16 protein-coding genes are annotated in these 16523 nt (G+C 44.4%); 12 read left to right on the forward strand and 4 right to left on the reverse strand.

What is annotated here, in order from left to right:
• Positions 1 to 481 precede the first annotated feature (481 nt).
• The gene (gene sra, locus AAC854_RS10270; protein ID WP_340617014.1) at positions 482 to 718 is read left to right on the forward strand and encodes a stationary-phase-induced ribosome-associated protein; all 237 of its coding nucleotides are present in this window, start codon (positions 482 to 484) and stop codon (positions 716 to 718) included.
• Positions 719 to 849: 131 nt separating this feature from the next.
• On the opposite strand, the gene cysS is transcribed toward sra, so the two are convergent.
• Positions 850 to 2232, reverse strand: coding sequence for a cysteine--tRNA ligase (gene cysS / locus AAC854_RS10275; RefSeq protein WP_340617015.1), 1383 nt, complete (start codon positions 2230 to 2232; stop codon positions 850 to 852).
• A gap of 291 nt (positions 2233 to 2523) precedes the next feature.
• Between cysS and ppiB the strand changes: the two genes are divergently transcribed.
• From ppiB to purK, 4 genes are all read left to right on the forward strand, one after another.
• Positions 2524 to 3018, forward strand: coding sequence for a peptidylprolyl isomerase B (gene ppiB / locus AAC854_RS10280; protein ID WP_340617016.1), 495 nt, complete (start codon positions 2524 to 2526; stop codon positions 3016 to 3018).
• Between the two features lie 28 nt (positions 3019 to 3046).
• Positions 3047 to 3769 carry a UDP-2,3-diacylglucosamine diphosphatase gene (locus AAC854_RS10285; RefSeq protein WP_340617017.1) on the forward strand — a complete coding sequence of 241 codons (723 nt, stop codon included), beginning with the start codon at positions 3047 to 3049 and terminating at the stop codon, positions 3767 to 3769.
• 166 nt (positions 3770 to 3935) lie between these two features.
• Complete coding sequence (gene purE, locus AAC854_RS10290) at positions 3936 to 4460, forward strand: 5-(carboxyamino)imidazole ribonucleotide mutase (RefSeq protein ID WP_340617039.1); 525 nt, start codon at positions 3936 to 3938, stop codon at positions 4458 to 4460.
• Positions 4457 to 5524: a 5-(carboxyamino)imidazole ribonucleotide synthase gene (purK, locus tag AAC854_RS10295; RefSeq protein ID WP_340617018.1), complete on the forward strand. Its 1068-nt coding sequence runs from the start codon at positions 4457 to 4459 to the stop codon at positions 5522 to 5524. The genes purE and purK overlap by 4 nt, the downstream gene beginning before the upstream one ends.
• Positions 5525 to 5628: 104 nt before the next feature.
• On the opposite strand, the gene AAC854_RS10300 is transcribed toward purK, so the two are convergent.
• Entirely contained in the window at positions 5629 to 6240 is a 612-nt protein-coding gene (locus AAC854_RS10300) for a riboflavin synthase subunit alpha (protein ID WP_340617019.1), read from the reverse strand.
• 372 nt (positions 6241 to 6612) lie between these two features.
• Between AAC854_RS10300 and AAC854_RS10305 the strand changes: the two genes are divergently transcribed.
• The 3 genes from AAC854_RS10305 to AAC854_RS10315 are packed head-to-tail and all read left to right on the forward strand — an operon-like array spanning position 6613 to position 9830.
• Positions 6613 to 7401: an outer membrane protein OmpK gene (locus tag AAC854_RS10305; protein WP_340617020.1), complete on the forward strand. Its 789-nt coding sequence runs from the start codon at positions 6613 to 6615 to the stop codon at positions 7399 to 7401.
• Between the two features lie 54 nt (positions 7402 to 7455).
• Entirely contained in the window at positions 7456 to 8733 is a 1278-nt protein-coding gene (locus AAC854_RS10310) for an MFS transporter (RefSeq protein ID WP_340617021.1), read from the forward strand.
• Between the two features lie 41 nt (positions 8734 to 8774).
• Positions 8775 to 9830 (forward strand): LLM class flavin-dependent oxidoreductase, encoded by a 1056-nt coding sequence (locus AAC854_RS10315; RefSeq protein WP_340617022.1) that lies wholly within the window; start codon positions 8775 to 8777, stop codon positions 9828 to 9830.
• Between the two features lie 89 nt (positions 9831 to 9919).
• On the opposite strand, the gene ybbP is transcribed toward AAC854_RS10315, so the two are convergent.
• Positions 9920 to 12352, reverse strand: a complete 2433-nt coding sequence (ybbP, locus tag AAC854_RS10320; protein WP_340617023.1) for a putative ABC transporter permease subunit YbbP — start codon at positions 12350 to 12352, stop codon at positions 9920 to 9922.
• Positions 12349 to 13035 carry a putative ABC transporter ATP-binding protein YbbA gene (gene ybbA / locus AAC854_RS10325; protein ID WP_340617024.1) on the reverse strand — a complete coding sequence of 229 codons (687 nt, stop codon included), beginning with the start codon at positions 13033 to 13035 and terminating at the stop codon, positions 12349 to 12351. Before ybbA ends, ybbP begins: the two co-directional genes overlap by 4 nt.
• Here ybbA and tesA point away from each other — a divergent pair.
• The 4 genes from tesA (at position 13006) to AAC854_RS10345 (ending at position 16523) form a co-directional block, all read left to right on the forward strand.
• Positions 13006 to 13638 carry a multifunctional acyl-CoA thioesterase I/protease I/lysophospholipase L1 gene (gene tesA, locus AAC854_RS10330; RefSeq protein ID WP_340617040.1) on the forward strand — a complete coding sequence of 211 codons (633 nt, stop codon included), beginning with the start codon at positions 13006 to 13008 and terminating at the stop codon, positions 13636 to 13638. The genes ybbA and tesA overlap by 30 nt on opposite strands.
• A gap of 162 nt (positions 13639 to 13800) precedes the next feature.
• On the forward strand, positions 13801 to 14577 hold the full coding sequence (locus AAC854_RS10335) for an SDR family oxidoreductase (RefSeq protein ID WP_340617025.1): 777 nt from the start codon (positions 13801 to 13803) through the stop codon (positions 14575 to 14577).
• Between the two features lie 90 nt (positions 14578 to 14667).
• Positions 14668 to 15546, forward strand: a complete 879-nt coding sequence (locus AAC854_RS10340) for a tetratricopeptide repeat protein (RefSeq protein WP_340617026.1) — start codon at positions 14668 to 14670, stop codon at positions 15544 to 15546.
• Positions 15547 to 15593: 47 nt separating this feature from the next.
• Positions 15594 to 16523 (forward strand): SPFH domain-containing protein, encoded by a 930-nt coding sequence (locus tag AAC854_RS10345; protein WP_047964242.1) that lies wholly within the window; start codon positions 15594 to 15596, stop codon positions 16521 to 16523.

The raw sequence follows: 16523 nt of genomic DNA on the forward strand, positions 1-16523 counted from the left end.
GCTTTCTCATACGTTGGGCATTTTTGCCAATTTTAAACAAGGTAAAAGTCAACGCGACTGGCTTCAACAAGCCAACGTCATAGGATGTTAAAGTCGAGCATCGCGTTAAATAAATATAATATTAATAGTATAAGACTTTGCTGTTGCTATCTGGGAGAAACAGGCTTCGCTCAAAAATTTTCCAATCTCACCCAAAAGCCAGTGAAAGCTTCAATGGGAAAATTAATAGGTACTAAAGCTAATTACTCTGATCTACTGCTAAATCATCGTATGATTTTTTTTAAAAAACCGCAGCATCCCATACGAGTAGATAATAATAGGCATCATGATATTGATGTGACTAGCAATAGATTTATCTGGTTTTATCCACAAAATATGTGATGCTGACGATGTCTCGATGAACAATCATGCCAGCAATGTTTTGATTTTCTAATAAGTTGCTATACTGGGAAGCTTACGTACAACTGAAACGGGGTTAATTATGTTAAGTAATCGAGCTGCAAGAAGGTTGTTGGGTATGTCTTATAAATTAAGTAACTCTAAACGTAGAGTGACAATTTCTCTTCTTAATCTTGCTTCCAGTGATAGCACACATCAAGTACCAGAACATTTAAATAATGATTCTTTTGTTGCCATGAAACGAAACTCTGTTTCTGGAAAAACCACGTATCACACTGGAAATGCTTTCTATCCTGAGTATTTGAATACTCATCGATAAATCTGACGTTTTTATTCCGCTCATGTATTGCAAATAAGAATATTGCGGTAAAAAAGTAAATTCAAAAAATTGAACCGCCCATATCAAGGGCGGTTCTGTGAGATAACAACGTTCAATCAATCAGAAATCGATTACTTACGACGCCAGATTGTTCCCTGTGGGCCATCCTCCAGCTCAATGCCCATTTCATTCAACTGATCACGCGCTGCATCTGCCAATGCCCACTCTTTGTTCTTACGGGCATAGTTACGTTGTTTGATGAGTGCTTCGATTTTAGCGACGTCATCGTCCGCTTGCGCTCCGCCCTGCAAGAAATGTTCAGGATCTTGTTCCAAAAGACCAAGAACGCCCGCCAGCTTACGCAATTCAGCCGCCAGCCCATTCGCCGCAGTAACGTCTTCTGCCTTCAGGCGGTTGATCTCACGAACCATGTCAAACAGGACTGAATACGCTTCTGGTGTATTAAAATCATCATTCATCGCTTCTGTAAAACGAGCTTCAAATGCTTCTCCACCAACCGGTTGAACGGTTTTATCTGTACCGCGCAGTGCAGTATACAAACGCTCAAGGGAAGTACGAGCCTGTTTCAGGTTTTCTTCTGTGTAGTTCAGTTGGCTACGATAATGACCAGACAGCAAGAAATAACGCACAGTTTCAGCATCGTAATATTCCAGCACGTCGCGGATAGTAAAGAAATTGTTCAAAGATTTGGACATCTTCTCTTTATCTACCATGACCATGCCAGAGTGCATCCAGTAATTAACGTAAGGGCCATCATGGGCACAAGTGGATTGCGCGATTTCGTTTTCATGATGTGGGAACATCAAATCAGAACCGCCGCCGTGAATATCAAAATGGTGACCAAGCGTCTTGCCGTTCATGGCAGAACATTCAATATGCCAACCCGGACGACCGGCTCCCCACGGGGATTCCCAGCTAGGCTCACCCGGCTTGGACATTTTCCACAACACAAAATCCATTGGATTGCGTTTTACATCTGCGACTTCAACACGCGCTCCCGCTTGTAATTGCTCCAGATCCTGGCGGGAAAGCAAGCCGTAATCAGGGTTGGTATCAATGGAGAACATCACATCGCCATTAGCCGCAACATAAGCATGTCCACGCTGAATCAGCTTTGACGCGATTTCAATAATCTCTGCGATATGTTGCGTTGCACGAGGTTCTAAATCCGGGCGCTGGATATTCAGCGCGTCAAAATCGCTGTGCATCTCTGCCAGCATGCGTGTGGTCAAATCGTCACAGCTTTCATTATTTTCAATGGCACGTTTGATGATTTTATCATCCACGTCAGTGACGTTACGGACATAGGTGAGATCGTATCCCAGATAACGCAGATAACGGGCAATAACATCAAATGCAACAAACGTTCTGCCATGACCAATATGACACAAATCATAAATGGTAATGCCACACACGTACATGCCCACTTTCCCTTCATGAATCGGCTTAAATTCTTCTTTTTGGCGGCTGAGAGTGTTGAAAATTTTTAGCATCAGGGGGTTTTCCGTAAAAATTGATGTACGTGTATTAAAGATGTACGTGTATAAAATAGAATGAATTCGCTGATTATAGGCCTCTTTATCAGCGATATAAATAAACCAGAATATAGAGAAGCCAAGCGAGGTATTTCACCTTGATATGCAGTGCTTTGCAAGTGCCGCAAACCACCTTGTTCTGATACGATTTCAGAGTACTGACTCAAAATCTCATATATGATATAACAGCGGTTGTTCCGAACCCCCTAGAATACAGGGTCAATCAAAACTATTATTAGGATTTTTATTATGGTGACTTTCCACACCAACTTTGGCGATATCGTGATCAATACTTTCGCGGATAAAGCGCCGGTAACTGTTGAGAACTTCTTAAATTACTGCTCTGAAGGCTTTTATGACAACACAATTTTTCATCGTGTGATCAATGGCTTTATGATTCAAGGCGGTGGCTTTGAACCAAGCATGAAGCAGAAAGTAACAAAAGATCCTATCAAGAACGAAGCAAACAATGGCCTGAAAAACAGCCGTGGCACCCTTGCAATGGCGCGTACCAATGATCCGCACTCTGCAACTGCCCAGTTCTTCATCAACGTTGTTGATAACGATTTCCTGAACTTCCGTTCAGAACGTCCTGATGGGTGGGGTTATTGCGTATTCGCCGAAGTGGTTGAAGGCCTGGACGTGGTTGACAAAATCAAAGGCGTTTCCACTGGCCGCAGCGGTATGCACCAAGATGTACCACGCGAAGATGTGATCATCGAGCGTGTTACCGTTAGCGAATAATGACTGTTAGAGAATAGTTAATCGTTACATGAGTACACTGTTTATTGCAGATCTACATCTCAGTGAGCAAGAACCGGCAATTACTGCCGGTTTTCTTCGTTTTTTACGTGAAGAAGCAATCCATGCTGAGAATCTTTATATCCTCGGTGATTTTTTTGATTATTGGATTGGTGATGATGATCCCAACCCTCTACACACTAAAGTTGCCCACGCACTCAATGAACTAAAACAGAAGGGGATTTCCTGTTATTTCATTCACGGTAATCGTGATTTCCTGCTGGGCTCCCGTTTTGCCAGAGAGAGTGGTTTGATCTTACTGCCACAGGAAAACGTGCTGGAATTGTATGGCAAGCGTATTTTAATCCTGCATGGCGATACACTATGCACAGATGACATCGGTTATCAGCAGTACCGCAAGCGGGTACATACTCCGTGGATACAACGTCTGTTCTTACTTCTTCCTTTATTCATTCGGTTGAAAATTGCAGCCAAAATGCGGGCGGGCAGCCAATATGCCAATACTCAGAAGTCTGAATCCATCATGGATGTCAATCAACAAGCCGTTATCAGACACTTTGAAAAACATCAGGCCGATTGGATGATTCACGGGCACACCCATCGCCCGGCAATACATGATCTTCAAATCGATAATAAAACGGTGTATCGCGGTGTATTGGGCGCATGGCATCATCACGGTTCGATGTTTAAAGTAACAGAAACATCCATTGAGTTGATATCTTTCCCATTTTGAATTGCGTTATTTATTTTGGAAAAATAGATAAATCAGGTAACACAAACGTTTTCCTTGTGCAATTCGCGTGATATGATCCGTCGCCTTAAACATCACCTTTGTTCTGGTAGACACTCTATACAGGAGCATCTGATTTATGACGGCCAGCTCTGATCCCACAACAGCTATGACTTCTACAACAGAAATAGAGGCGCAGCATCACGCCAAAATCGCCATTGTCATGGGCTCAAAAAGTGATTGGGCGACCATGCAACATGCAGCCGATATTTTGACCTCTCTTGATATTCCTTTCCATGTTGAGGTTGTTTCGGCACACCGAACCCCCGATAAGCTTTTTCATTTTGCCGAACACGCTAAGGAAAACGGTTTTGATGTGATTATCGCGGGCGCAGGAGGTGCAGCACATTTACCGGGAATGTTAGCGGCCAAAACCTTAGTGCCTGTGTTTGGGGTCCCAGTGCAAAGCGCCGCGCTGAGTGGTGTCGATAGCCTGTATTCTATCGTTCAAATGCCAAAAGGTATTCCTGTTGGCACACTGGCTATCGGTAAAGCCGGAGCCGCAAATGCAGCCTTGCTGGCTGCCCAAGTGCTGGCTCTGCATGATGATGCTTTGTTTCAACGTCTGTCAGAATGGCGCCAAGCACAAACACAGGATGTTTTGGAGAATCCTGACCCACGGGAGGGCGCATGAAGCCTGTTTGTGTATTGGGTAATGGTCAGTTGGGCCGGATGTTGCGTCAAGCCGGTGAGCCGTTGGGGATTGCAGTTTACCCCGTCGGGTTGGATGCAGAGCCGGAAGCAGTGCCTTATCAGAGCAGTGTGATTACCGCAGAAATCGAGCGTTGGCCCGAAACTGCGTTAACTCGCGAGCTGGCACATCATAATGCTTTTATTAATCGCGATATTTTCCCGCAATTGGCCGATCGCTTGCCACAAAAACAATTGATGGATACGTTGGGTCTGGCAACAGCCCCCTGGAAACTACTTTCCGACCCAAGCCAGTGGTCACAACTGTTCGCTGAATTAGGTGACTTCATCATCGTTAAGCGCCGGACGGGCGGCTATGATGGACGTGGTCAGTGGCGTATACGGCCGGGTGATGAAGCAGAATTGCCACCTGAAATTTATGGTGAGTGTATTGTAGAACAAGGGATCCCGTTTTCAGGGGAAGTTTCTCTGGTGGGTGCCCGTAATGCCCAAGGGGAATCGGTATTTTACACGCTGACCCACAATCTGCATCAGGAAGGCATTTTGCGTACCAGTGTTGCCTTACCCAATACGGATAAGAAATTACAGCAACAAGCAGAAAAAATGCTGGCTACCATCATGGATCACCTGAATTATATCGGTGTGATGGCGATGGAATGTTTTATTGTTGGTGATAATTTGTTGATCAACGAACTGGCACCCCGGGTTCATAATAGTGGTCACTGGACACAAAACGGCGCGTCTATCAGCCAGTTTGAACTTCATTTACGGGCAATACTGGATCTGCCCATGCCTAAGCCAGAAATATTTGCTCCGTCCATTATGATCAATCTGATCGGTACAGAGGTGAACCCCTCGTGGCTCAGTTTACCGTTGGTTCGTTTACATTGGTATGAAAAGGAAGTTCGTCCGGTTCGTAAGGTAGGGCATTTGAATTTGGTTCATTCTGACCGGGATACCTTGAAAATGGCATTGCAAGTGTTAGCGCCATTATTGCCGGCAGAGTACCAAAGTGGTCTGGAATGGGTACAAAATAAATTAATTTGATCGGCTTTTCATATTCCATAACAAAGGAATAGCAAACCAATGATCAGGAAGCGGTAACTATTGGCAATGGTTACCGCTTCCTATTTTGTTTTTATTACCCGCTATTATTTTCTTGATAGTGTCCTGGTAAGGGTATCCACAATCGTTCTTGTCGTCTGATCGATTTCATAATTGAGAAAATCACCTACTTTCATCTTACTGAGGTTCGTCATCCTTAACGTTTCAGGGATCAGGTTTAAAGTAATCATCTTGTTTTCTTCATCAATTCCGTTGATGGTTAAGCTACAACCATGAAGCCCAATGAAACCTTTCAGGAAGAAATAGTTAATGTTGTCTTGAGGAATTCGGATAACTAATCGGTAGGTTTCACCTGTTGCAGTAAACTCTACTACTTCAGCTATACCCTCTACATGCCCATAAAGACTGTGTCCGCCATTTTCTTTATTCATCTGATGTGAGCGTTCAATGTTGACCTCATCACCAATCGAAAGAAACTTTAACGTAGTGGTGTCAGCAGTGAAATCGGAAATATCAAAAGAAACGCGATCCCCACTGAATTGGGTGACAGTCAGGCATGTGCCATCAATGGCAACACTGGCTCCGACAGTAACATCATCAAAAAAATGATTGTGATTACTCACAATCAACGTACTGAATCCGTTATTTTTATTGAGTGATAATACATTTTCTTTACCTTGTACAATGCCTGTATACATGATTCCTCTCCTCTGCTGAATATAATATTATTTCAAACACAAGCTTTTTATCATAACTTATGGGTTTTATTTAAAAATAATTAAATGATTGTGACATACTCTTTCTTAATAGTATATTCAGTAATACCATGTGCTAATTAGCGTTAAAACCATATTGGTAATTAAACCTATTTTTGCAATTAAAAGTATCTCTGTAATTAAAAACTAAAAACAAAGCTATTTTATAAAAATTCTTTATTTACTTTTCTTTTTATATGAATAATATTTTTAATCTATTTTGTTTTTTCAGTAATAAAAAAACTTTGATAAAATTACCCTGTTAGCACGATGCTACTGTCCATCGCTCTGCCGTAACGTGAAAGGAGAAATCATTTGCAATTTATCAACAAGCTAAAAAACCATATAATTAAAATGGGCTTATTTCCTTCCTTATTGCTATCCATTGCCAATGGCGTCCAGGCAAGTGATTTTGTCAATTTTCAATCGGTTGATACCAGCCTTTACTTTCAATTCGAAAATAAAGTTGCTCCCCAGAAAACCATTTCTCCCATTGTAGAAGCCTTTGGTGATTACAAAATAGGCGATATGTATGTCTACAGTATTTGGCAAAATTCACTACAGCATGACTATAAAGGTGATAAAAGCACCTATTACTATAAGTTTGTACCAAGACTCAGTGCCAGTAAAATCACAGGATATGATTTTTCCTATGGTCCATTGAAAGATGTGCTGTTTGCTCAGTGGATTGCTAAAACCAAGAACGTAAAACATGATTATTTTCCCGGTCTGAGTCTTGATTGGCAAGTAAACGGGTTCAGCTGGTTACGCACTATCTTTTATTTTGAAAATAATGCCAACGGGAGTTGGGACGACCAGCGCATCCACATTGATTATGGTATTCCTTTCAGCAACCAATTGGGGGATTTCCGCATCGTCGGAACTTTCGATTATACACTGGGGTTAGGCGATAATCCTGAAATGGTCGATTTCAAGCCTGAATTGCATTATGACCTGGGAAAAAAATTAGGGTATCAGCCCGGCCATTTATGGACAGGGATTGTTGTGAATCCGGTTAAAAATAAGTACAAAATAAAAGATACTTCTGATTTTCGCACGAATCAATTTAGCTACGGGGTGTTTATTCGATACAGCTTTTTCTAATAAACACATAAAATAGTGCCGTTTTTAATGGTTTATATCCTTGATGGGGTCACAATGTCCATTCAACACGACAAATTCGGGCGTACTTATCAGTGGTTTTTGCTGATACTTTTAGGCATGGTTTACTTTTTATCCACAGCAACTACCTTTACGTCATTGGGTGTTGTCTTGCCCAGCATGATTTATGAACTGGGCTGGAGTTGGACGAATGCCGGTTTAGGCTTCACCCTGCTTGGGCTGACCTGCGGGCTATCCAGTTTTTTGCCGACGATATTTATCCGTAAGGCTGGTGTCCGCTTTACTTTGTTCACTGGCCTGCTGATTTTTCTGGCTGGTTTCTACAATCTTTACCACACACATGTTATTTCATCGTATTTTATTGGTACGGCTTTAATCGGCATCGGTTTTACCTTTTTGGCTACTGTTCCGGGCACTTATGTAATTTCACGGCTATATGAGAAACAGTCTCTTGCTTTTGGCTTCTATTTCACGATTGGTGGATTGGGCGGCGTCATTGGCCCGTGGATCTATTTTCTGGCAACCCGGATTTGGGGGACGTGGCGGATGCACTGGATGATTTCTGCCATTGTACTCACCATTTTCGTTATCCTGACGATTTTTACCCTTCGGGAAGGGAAACGGGAAATTGCCCACGCCAAGGCCGTAAATCAACAACATAACAGCCGGGATACCTCCGGTATTTATCGCACTAAACAGCGCTGGACTGCGCATCAGGCACTGCGGACATGGCAATTCTACGTGATTGCAGCAACTTATACTGCGTTTTTATGGTGTGGTATTACGGTCAATAGCTTTGCGGTTGCCCATATTATCGAAAATGGTTTCAGCGAAGCCATTGCCGCAGGGCTACTGAGCACGATGGCCTTTATTAATGCGTTTTCCCGATTGGCCGGTGGTGCCGTCGGGGAGTGGATAGATCCGAAAAAATTACTCATTGGCAGCCTGGCTATCATCATTCTTGGCCTGATTGCACTGAGTATTGCTTCTTCATGGCCTTTCTTAATCGCATTTACCCTGTTTGTCGGCATGGGCTACGGGATGACTTTCCTCGCCTCCAGTGTATTGCTGGCTAACTATTTTGGCCGTAAGCCTTATCTGGAACTGTTCTCAATCATGAATCTGATTTCTACACTGGCGTGTCTGGCACCTTTTTTTGCCGGCGCCATCAAAGATTATTCAGGTAGTTTTACTTCAGCATTCTTAATTATTGCTATCCCCGTACTTGTTGTTCTTGTCGTAACATTGATGATGAAACCGCCTACTCAGAAAATGAAAAAGCGCTCAATCGAAGACACTCAATTTACTGAATAGGGCCAAAATGAACTGAAACAACAACAAACAAGGAAATAGTGATGTCAAAGAAAGAGTTCGGTGTTTTTCTGCCCATTGCCAAAGGTGGGTGGATCATCTCCAAAAACACGCCGCCACTGGATGCGTCTTATAAACAAAACCGTGAGGCTGCCATTCTGGCTGACCAGATTGGCCTTGATTTCATTATGTCCATGGGTAAATGGCGTGGATTCGGTGGTGAAACAGATCATTGGGGCAGCTCGCTTGAGTCCGTCACAATGATGGCAGGCATTGCCGAAGTTACCCACCGAGCAAAATTGATCGCTACAGTTCACGCCGGGCTACATAATCCGGCTGTGACCGCTAAAATGATCGCCACTCTGGATCAGATTAGTCAGGGACGCGCAGGGCTGAATATTGTTTCCGGCTCATTCCGAGATGAATTTGAACAAATGGGTGAGTGGGATGACAGTCTGGATCATGACCAACGCTATGCCATGACTGAAGAGTGGACTCAGTTGATCAAACGACTTTGGCGTGAAAAACAAGTCACTCATGAAGGTACTTATTTTCATTTAAAACAGTGCGTTTCTGAACCAAAACCGCTTTCCCTCCCTCGTCCTTATTTGGTTTGTGCCGGCCAATCTGAGCAAGGGCTGCGTTTCAGTGTACGCCACACCGATGTTTGTTTTATCGGTGGTAAGGATGAGGCAGAAACCCGCAATATCAGTTTAACTGCAAAGCGTATCGCCGCTGAGTACAACACAACCACCAAGACATTCTGCATGTGTACCGTCATTTGTGCCGAAACAGATGCCTATGCTGAAACCCTTGCCCAGTTCTACCGTCAGGGTTTGGATGTGGAAGCCGTCAAAAATATGATGCGCAGTTTTGGCGTCGATATGGATGGAAAAAGCAATGCGATGGTAGAGCGCTCACAAAATGCCTTTATGACCCATACTGCCATCGGTGCGCCAGATACCTGCTATAAGCAACTGGTTGATTTAATCCGTACTTGTGATCTGGATGGTGTTATGTTGATTTTTCCCGATTACATAAAGGGGTTAAAGGTTTTCGGGGATCAGCTCCTGCCTAAATTAAGAGAGGAATTTGCCTGATAGTTTCCAGCCAGTTTGCTGATAAACCTCGTTTTTTCAAACGAGGTTTATTTCATCATTGTTAATAATAAACCGAAAATAGGCGGGAATTATTCAGGCAAGCGCCGATATTGCCCTTGTCCCCGCAATAACCGAATTCCCAACCAACCACCACATAATGAAAGCAGTAAGCTGCTGATAACAGGAAGTAAAATCCACATCTGCCATTGTGGTTGCCATGGGAAATTAAAGACTTGGGTTTGCAATAACCAGAGTGCAATTTCTGCGCCAAATGCCGCAGCCACCCCCGCCATAAAACCAAGCAATGCAAATTCACTCCACAGTGTACGGCGCAGAAGTTTTTTGCTCGCCCCCAGTGTGCGGTATACCACCAATTCAAGCTGACGCTGGCTCATACCGACCTGAATTTGTGCCAGTAACAACAATCCGCCACAAACCATAACCAGCACGACCATGATTTCCAACGCCTTGCTGACTTGCTGCAAGATACCTTGTATCTGTTTGATTATCGAACCAACATCCAACATGCTGATTGTCGGGAAATGCCGATTAATTTCTGTCAGCAATCGCCCATCACCTTCATAATGGAAGCTGGTCAGCCACATTGCCGGCTGATTTTCCAATGTCTCTTTAGAGAAGATAAAAAAGAAATTCGGATTCACACTTTCCCAATCCACCTTGCGAATACTGCTTACCGTAGCATGAAATATCCGGGTATCACCGGTGAATGAGAGCTTATCTCCCACATTGATTTGCAGCCGTTCAGCAACGCCCTGTTCCATGGAAACTTCGTTTGGCTTCGGTGGCCAAGTTCCCTCAACGAGGGTATTAAAAGGCGGTAATTCTGATTTCCATGTTAAGTTCAGTTCGCGACGTACCGTTGTACTATTGGGGTGCCTTTCATCAGCCCATTCAATGGCTGATTGACCATTTATTTCCGTCAGGCGCGCCAACACCACAGGGTAAAACTCAGTGGGTTTGGCCTGATATTTGTTCAACATATCATTAACCTGGGCAATTTGCGGTTTAGTTATGTTAAGCAGGAAATAATTCGGGCTGTCAGGCGGCAACTGTTGCTGCCACTGATTCAATAAATCGCCCCTTGCCATAATGAGCAGGGCCAACAGCATAAATGACAGTGAAAATGCAGCCAATTGTGTCATGGTCTGAAATGGGCGGCATAATAGACGATTAACGGCCAGACGCAGGCTTAATTGGCTGAATGTCACGCGGCGCAATATCCATAAGCCGCCCCATCCCAACAGCGCCAATAACAATGCGATAACGGGTACTCCCGCCAGCAATGACCATAGCAGCGGCTTAGTTCCTGCCAGTAAGACCAACCCTCCCGTCACAATTAAGGCTACCGCAGGCAGGTAGTAACGCAATGGCCAGATAGTCGCAGTAACATCACTTCTCAATACGCGTGAAGGCTGGGTAGCCATTAATTGGCGATAAGGGCGAATTCCCACCAACAAGGCAATGCCAAACAAGGTGCCAATCGCCCATATCCACGGCCACATTCCCGCTTCCGGCAACATCTTCGGCAACATTCCCGCTAAAATCCGAATCAGGGCGGACTCAAAAACCAGACCTAAAACAGAACCTACCGCAACCGCGGCCAGCAATATCACCAACCATTGCCCAATAATCCACTGCCGTAAAGCCCAACGCCCTGCTCCCAATGTTTTCAGGATGGCAATCAAATTATGTCGGCTGCGGCAATAATGCGCCATGGAAACCGCCATCGCAGCCACGGCAAGCAATAACGTCAATAAGGCTGATAAGAGTAAAAATTGCTGGGCTCGCTCAATGGATTGAGCTAATGCACTATTATCCTGTTTTAGCGTTAACCAACGCTGATCCGCTTTTAATTGCGGATCAACGAATTGCTGGAAGGATTGGATAGCCGACGGAGAACCCGAAAACATATAGCGATAAGTCAATCGGCTCCCCGGTTGGATTGCCCCTGTCGCTTTGGCATCTTCAATACTGATTAAGATTCGGGGAGAAATCTGGAATGGACTAAAGCCACTGTCAGGCTCTTGCAGCAATTCCCCACTTACTTTTAGGGTGGTATCCCCCACGTCAAGTTTATCCCCGATATTAATACCCAATAATGTCAGCAATCGCGGTGCCACCAGCACAGAACCTTTTTCCGGTTTTAACCCCTGCGGATAGGTTTCCAGCTCTCCATACAATGGATAACGATCATCGGCCGCTTTAACCTGAGCTAGTTGCGGAATATCTCCCGCGTATGTCATGGTTGAAAATGAGATCTGACGACTCAGTGTCAGCCCTTGATCCTGCGCCCTTTTAAGCCAACCTTCATCAACGGGATACGAGGCCCTTAAGACCAGATCGCCCGCCAGAAAATCACGGCTCTGATAATGCACACTTTGATCAATGCGATCACTAATCCGCCCCAATGCCAGCACACAAGCGACGGCCAATGTCAGGGACAGCCAGACAATCAGAAGAGACGGGGTACGCCATTCACGCCAAAACCAGCGCCAGATCATGCTTCCTCCCGCAATTTGCCATCCACCAAACGTAAACGACGCTGACAGCGGGCAGCGAGTTGACTGTCATGGGTCACCAGAATCAAAGTCGTGGCGTAATCATGATTGAGGGAAAACAATAAATCAGCAATACGATCACCTGTCTGGCGATCAAGATTACCTGTTGGTTCATCAGCAAACAGAATTTTGGGACGGGTACAGAACGCCCGGGCCAAAGCCACCCGTTGCTGTTCTCCGCCTGAAAGTTGGGCCGGCATATGTTTCAGGCGTTTTCCCAATCCTAGCTGTTCAAGTAATTCGATGGCTTGCTGACGACTTTGATTTTCTGACTCACCACGCAACAACGCGGGAAGCTGGACATTCTCCAAGGCGTTCAAGGTAGGGATCAACATAAACGATTGGAAAACAAAACCGACATTTTCTGCCCTTAATTGCGCCCTCTCTTCTTCATTCATACGGCTGATATTTTTCCCCAACAGGTGAACCTCTCCCCCGCTACCATCATCCAATCCGGCAATAATACCCAAAAGGGTTGATTTGCCCGATCCTGATTCACCGATCAATGCAATTGTCTGCGCTGGCTCGACAACCAACTCAATACCTTGCAATATATTAATTACCTGTTCCCCTTGACCGACATGTTTAGTGAGATGATGAACTTCAAGAATACTTTCTACAGCCATGTATTTTTCCTTTTATTGTTAGTTCTATGCAGCGCCAGAGCGGTGGCGGCTGATACCCTGCTGATAATGGGTGATAGCCTCAGTGCCGGATATCGCCTGCCCGTTGAACATTCGTGGCCCAGACTAATGGCAAAGCAATGGCAGCAGACCGGAAAAAAAACAACCATCGTTAACGGCAGCATCAGCGGCAATACAACAGCACAGGCATTTGAACGTCTGCCTGAATTATTGAAACAACACAATCCCAAATGGGTTCTGATAGAGCTTGGTGCAAATGATGGATTGCGTGGTTTTCCCATTAAAAACATAGAGCAAGATTTGCAGCAGGGCATTACTTTGATCAAACAAGCCGGTGCGCAACCACTGTTAATGCAAGTTCGGATTTCACCTAATTATGGAAAACGCTATACCGAATCCTTTGCAAAAATTTACCCTGCACTGGCTGAGCACAACCAAATTCCTCTGCTACCATTTTTCATGGAGCACGTTGTTATTAAACCAGAATGGATGCAAGACGATGGGCTGCACCCTAACCAAGCTGCGCAGCCTTTTATTGCTGATTGGATGTCCAATAAACTATCGGCATATATCAACCATTCTTAATAGCTTACTCCAACAGGCTATTTTATTTGTCATTTTGTGCGCAGTCAGTATTCAGGCTATCTGCAACAATAAACGCTTACTGAGAGTAAGCGTTTAATCAAAATATTTCTCAATAGTAAATCATTTATTTCCATAAATTGATGCAGATAAACAGGTAAATTTATGCAAAAAGCTATTCTTATTACAGGGTGTTCCAGTGGGATCGGGTTAGCGGCGGCCAAAACACTCCTTCAACGCGGTTACCGTGTGCTTGCAGCCTGCCGCAAGCCTGATGATTTAGCCCATATGTGTGAGTTGGGATTCGAACCGATTGAACTGGATTTAGATGATAAAGAAAGTGTTGAACGTGCAGCCAAAACAGTAATCGAATTAACCAGTGGCCGTTTATTTGGGCTATTCAATAATGGCGGATTCGGCGTTTATGGCCCATTGGAAAGCATTTCCCGTGAACAGATGGAAAAACAATTTTCCACGAATTTTTTTGGTACCCATCAACTTACCTGCCTACTACTGCCAGCCATACGTGCTTATGGTGCAGGACGAATTGTCCAGACCAGTTCTGTTATGGGGTTACTTTCGACTCCTGGGCGTGGGGCCTATGCTGCCAGTAAATATGCCCTCGAAGCATGGTCAGATGCCTTGCGGGGAGAATTAGCAAAAACGGGCATTAAAGTCAGCCTGATAGAACCAGGCCCAATTAATACCCGTTTTACGGAGAATGTGAATCAAACGCAGCAGGATCATCCTGTCGAAAACCCTAGCCTTGCCAGTCGTTTTGCACTGATGCCTGAAGATGTCGTTTCGAAACTGATTCACGCCTTAGAAAGCCCCAACCCTAAATTACGTTATTCTGTTACATTATTAACTCACGTCGTCAAAGTGTCGCGTCGTATACTCCCGGAAAGATGGCTCGATAAAATCGTACGGTGGCAAAGCTAAGGCGAATAAAAGCTAATAGACATTGAAAAACGTACAAACGGGTCTTATTTATTCATGTATCGTCCAGCAAAGAATCAGAGAGAAACGCCCATGGAACCCACAGTGAATACAAACAATAGTACTGCCTATATCGTTAATATTGATGAATTAAATATTACTCAAATTGTTCAGCACTCACTCACCCAACTCGTCGTATTCTACTTTTGGTCTCCGCAAGACCTGCATTGCCATGAATTAGAAGCGACCCTTGATAAAATTGCACACGAATATGCCGGGCAATTTATTCTGGCTAAAGTCAATTGTGACCAACTTCCTCATTTTGCTGCACAATTTGGGGTACGTGGCTTGCCTACGGTACTGTTTGTGCAGGAAGCCCGGCCTGTTCAGGGCTTTGAAGGCATTCAAACAGATGAATCTATCAGAAAAATTTTTTCCCAGCTTCTGATCCAAGAGGAAAAATCACCATTAGAGCAAGTGGATGCTCTTCTTGCCGAAGGCAAAAATCAGGAAGCCTTGTCTTTACTGAAAGAAATTCACAAAGAAACCCCTCAAGATACTGAGATTACTTTATTGTTAGCCGAAGTGTATCTTTTGCTCAATCACCTTGAAGACGCCCAAAAACTGCTGGATACCGTTCCATTAGAAGAGCAGGACGAACGCTATCATGCGTTACTTGAACACATTAAGTCCCAGAAAGAGGCCGCAGATTCACCTGAGATTCGACAACTACAGCAAGAGTTGGCGACTCAACCAGAAAATGCAGAACTTGCCATTCAACTTGCGTCAAAATTACACGAAGTCGGTCGTGATGAAGAAGCCCTTGAATTGCTGTTAGGCTTTTTGAAAAAAGATCTTGCGGCTGCCGATGGCGCAGTGAAAAAAACAATGATGGATATTATTTCTGCACTGGGCATCGGGGATGCACTGGCATCTAAATATCGCCGTCATGTATACTCTTTACTTCATTAAGTAAAGAAAACTTATATATTCCATAATTAACGAATAAGGGAATTGTTATGGATTTACTCTCTCTTGGTGCGGTACCAATCCTCATCATTATTGCTGTCGTTATCGTCTTTACCTGTGTGAAGACTGTTCCACAAGGCTATCAATGGACGGTTGAACGCTTTGGGCGTTATACCCGTACATTGACGCCCGGCCTGCATATCATCATGCCGTTTGTTGATCGCATTGGCCGTAGAATCAATATGATGGAACAAGTTCTGGATATTCCATCACAAGAGGTCATTTCTCGCGATAATGCGAACGTGACCATTGATGCAGTCTGCTTTATTCAAGTGGTCGATCCGGTACGGGCGGCTTATGAAGTCAGTAATCTGGAGTTGTCCATCATTAACCTGACTATGACCAATTTCCGTACCGTGCTGGGTTCAATGGAACTGGACGAAATGCTGTCTCAGCGCGATTCCATCAACAGCCGTCTGCTGACAATCGTTGATGAAGCCACCAACCCTTGGGGAGTCAAGATCACCCGTATTGAGATCCGCGATGTGCGTCCACCTAAGGAATTGATCTCTGCGATGAATGCTCAGATGAAAGCCGAGCGTACCAAACGTGCAGATATTCTTGAGGCGGAAGGTATTCGTCAGGCAGCCATTTTGAAAGCGGAAGGGGAAAAGCAATCACAAATCCTGAAAGCAGAGGGTGAACGTCAATCTGCCTTCCTTCAGGCGGAAGCCCGTGAACGTGCCGCAGAAGCAGAAGCACGTGCAACTAAAATGGTTTCTGACGCCATTGCCGATGGTGATATGCAGGCAATTAACTACTTCGTCGCCCAAAAATATACTGATGCCCTCACTAACATTGGTGCCGCAAATAACAGCAAAGTTATTATGATGCCACTTGAGGCCAGCAACTTGATGGGAGCCATTGGTGGTATTGCTGAATTAATTGGCGAAAGCAAGAAGAGCAAACAGGATAAATAG

The sequence above is a fragment of the Xenorhabdus entomophaga genome, assembly GCF_037996725.1.
Classification (GTDB): domain Bacteria; phylum Pseudomonadota; class Gammaproteobacteria; order Enterobacterales; family Enterobacteriaceae; genus Xenorhabdus; species Xenorhabdus khoisanae.

What these genes read in the sequence shown, in the direction of transcription:
- tesA (WP_340617040.1), top strand. Translation starts at nt 13,006, where the DNA reads ATGAACTTCAAGAATACTTTCTACAGCCATGTATTTTTCCTTTTATTG.
- purE (WP_340617039.1), top strand. Translation starts at nt 3,936, where the DNA reads ATGACTTCTACAACAGAAATAGAGGCGCAGCATCACGCCAAAATCGCC.
- cysS (WP_340617015.1), bottom strand. Translation starts at nt 2,232, where the DNA reads ATGCTAAAAATTTTCAACACTCTCAGCCGCCAAAAAGAAGAATTTAAG.
- purK (WP_340617018.1), top strand. Translation starts at nt 4,457, where the DNA reads ATGAAGCCTGTTTGTGTATTGGGTAATGGTCAGTTGGGCCGGATGTTG.
- AAC854_RS10345 (WP_047964242.1), top strand. Translation starts at nt 15,594, where the DNA reads ATGGATTTACTCTCTCTTGGTGCGGTACCAATCCTCATCATTATTGCT.
- AAC854_RS10300 (WP_340617019.1), bottom strand. Translation starts at nt 6,240, where the DNA reads ATGTATACAGGCATTGTACAAGGTAAAGAAAATGTATTATCACTCAAT.
- ybbP (WP_340617023.1), bottom strand. Translation starts at nt 12,352, where the DNA reads ATGATCTGGCGCTGGTTTTGGCGTGAATGGCGTACCCCGTCTCTTCTG.
- ybbA (WP_340617024.1), bottom strand. Translation starts at nt 13,035, where the DNA reads ATGGCTGTAGAAAGTATTCTTGAAGTTCATCATCTCACTAAACATGTC.
- AAC854_RS10335 (WP_340617025.1), top strand. Translation starts at nt 13,801, where the DNA reads ATGCAAAAAGCTATTCTTATTACAGGGTGTTCCAGTGGGATCGGGTTA.
- AAC854_RS10340 (WP_340617026.1), top strand. Translation starts at nt 14,668, where the DNA reads ATGGAACCCACAGTGAATACAAACAATAGTACTGCCTATATCGTTAAT.
- AAC854_RS10310 (WP_340617021.1), top strand. Translation starts at nt 7,456, where the DNA reads ATGTCCATTCAACACGACAAATTCGGGCGTACTTATCAGTGGTTTTTG.
- AAC854_RS10285 (WP_340617017.1), top strand. Translation starts at nt 3,047, where the DNA reads ATGAGTACACTGTTTATTGCAGATCTACATCTCAGTGAGCAAGAACCG.
- sra (WP_340617014.1), top strand. Translation starts at nt 482, where the DNA reads ATGTTAAGTAATCGAGCTGCAAGAAGGTTGTTGGGTATGTCTTATAAA.
- AAC854_RS10315 (WP_340617022.1), top strand. Translation starts at nt 8,775, where the DNA reads ATGTCAAAGAAAGAGTTCGGTGTTTTTCTGCCCATTGCCAAAGGTGGG.
- ppiB (WP_340617016.1), top strand. Translation starts at nt 2,524, where the DNA reads ATGGTGACTTTCCACACCAACTTTGGCGATATCGTGATCAATACTTTC.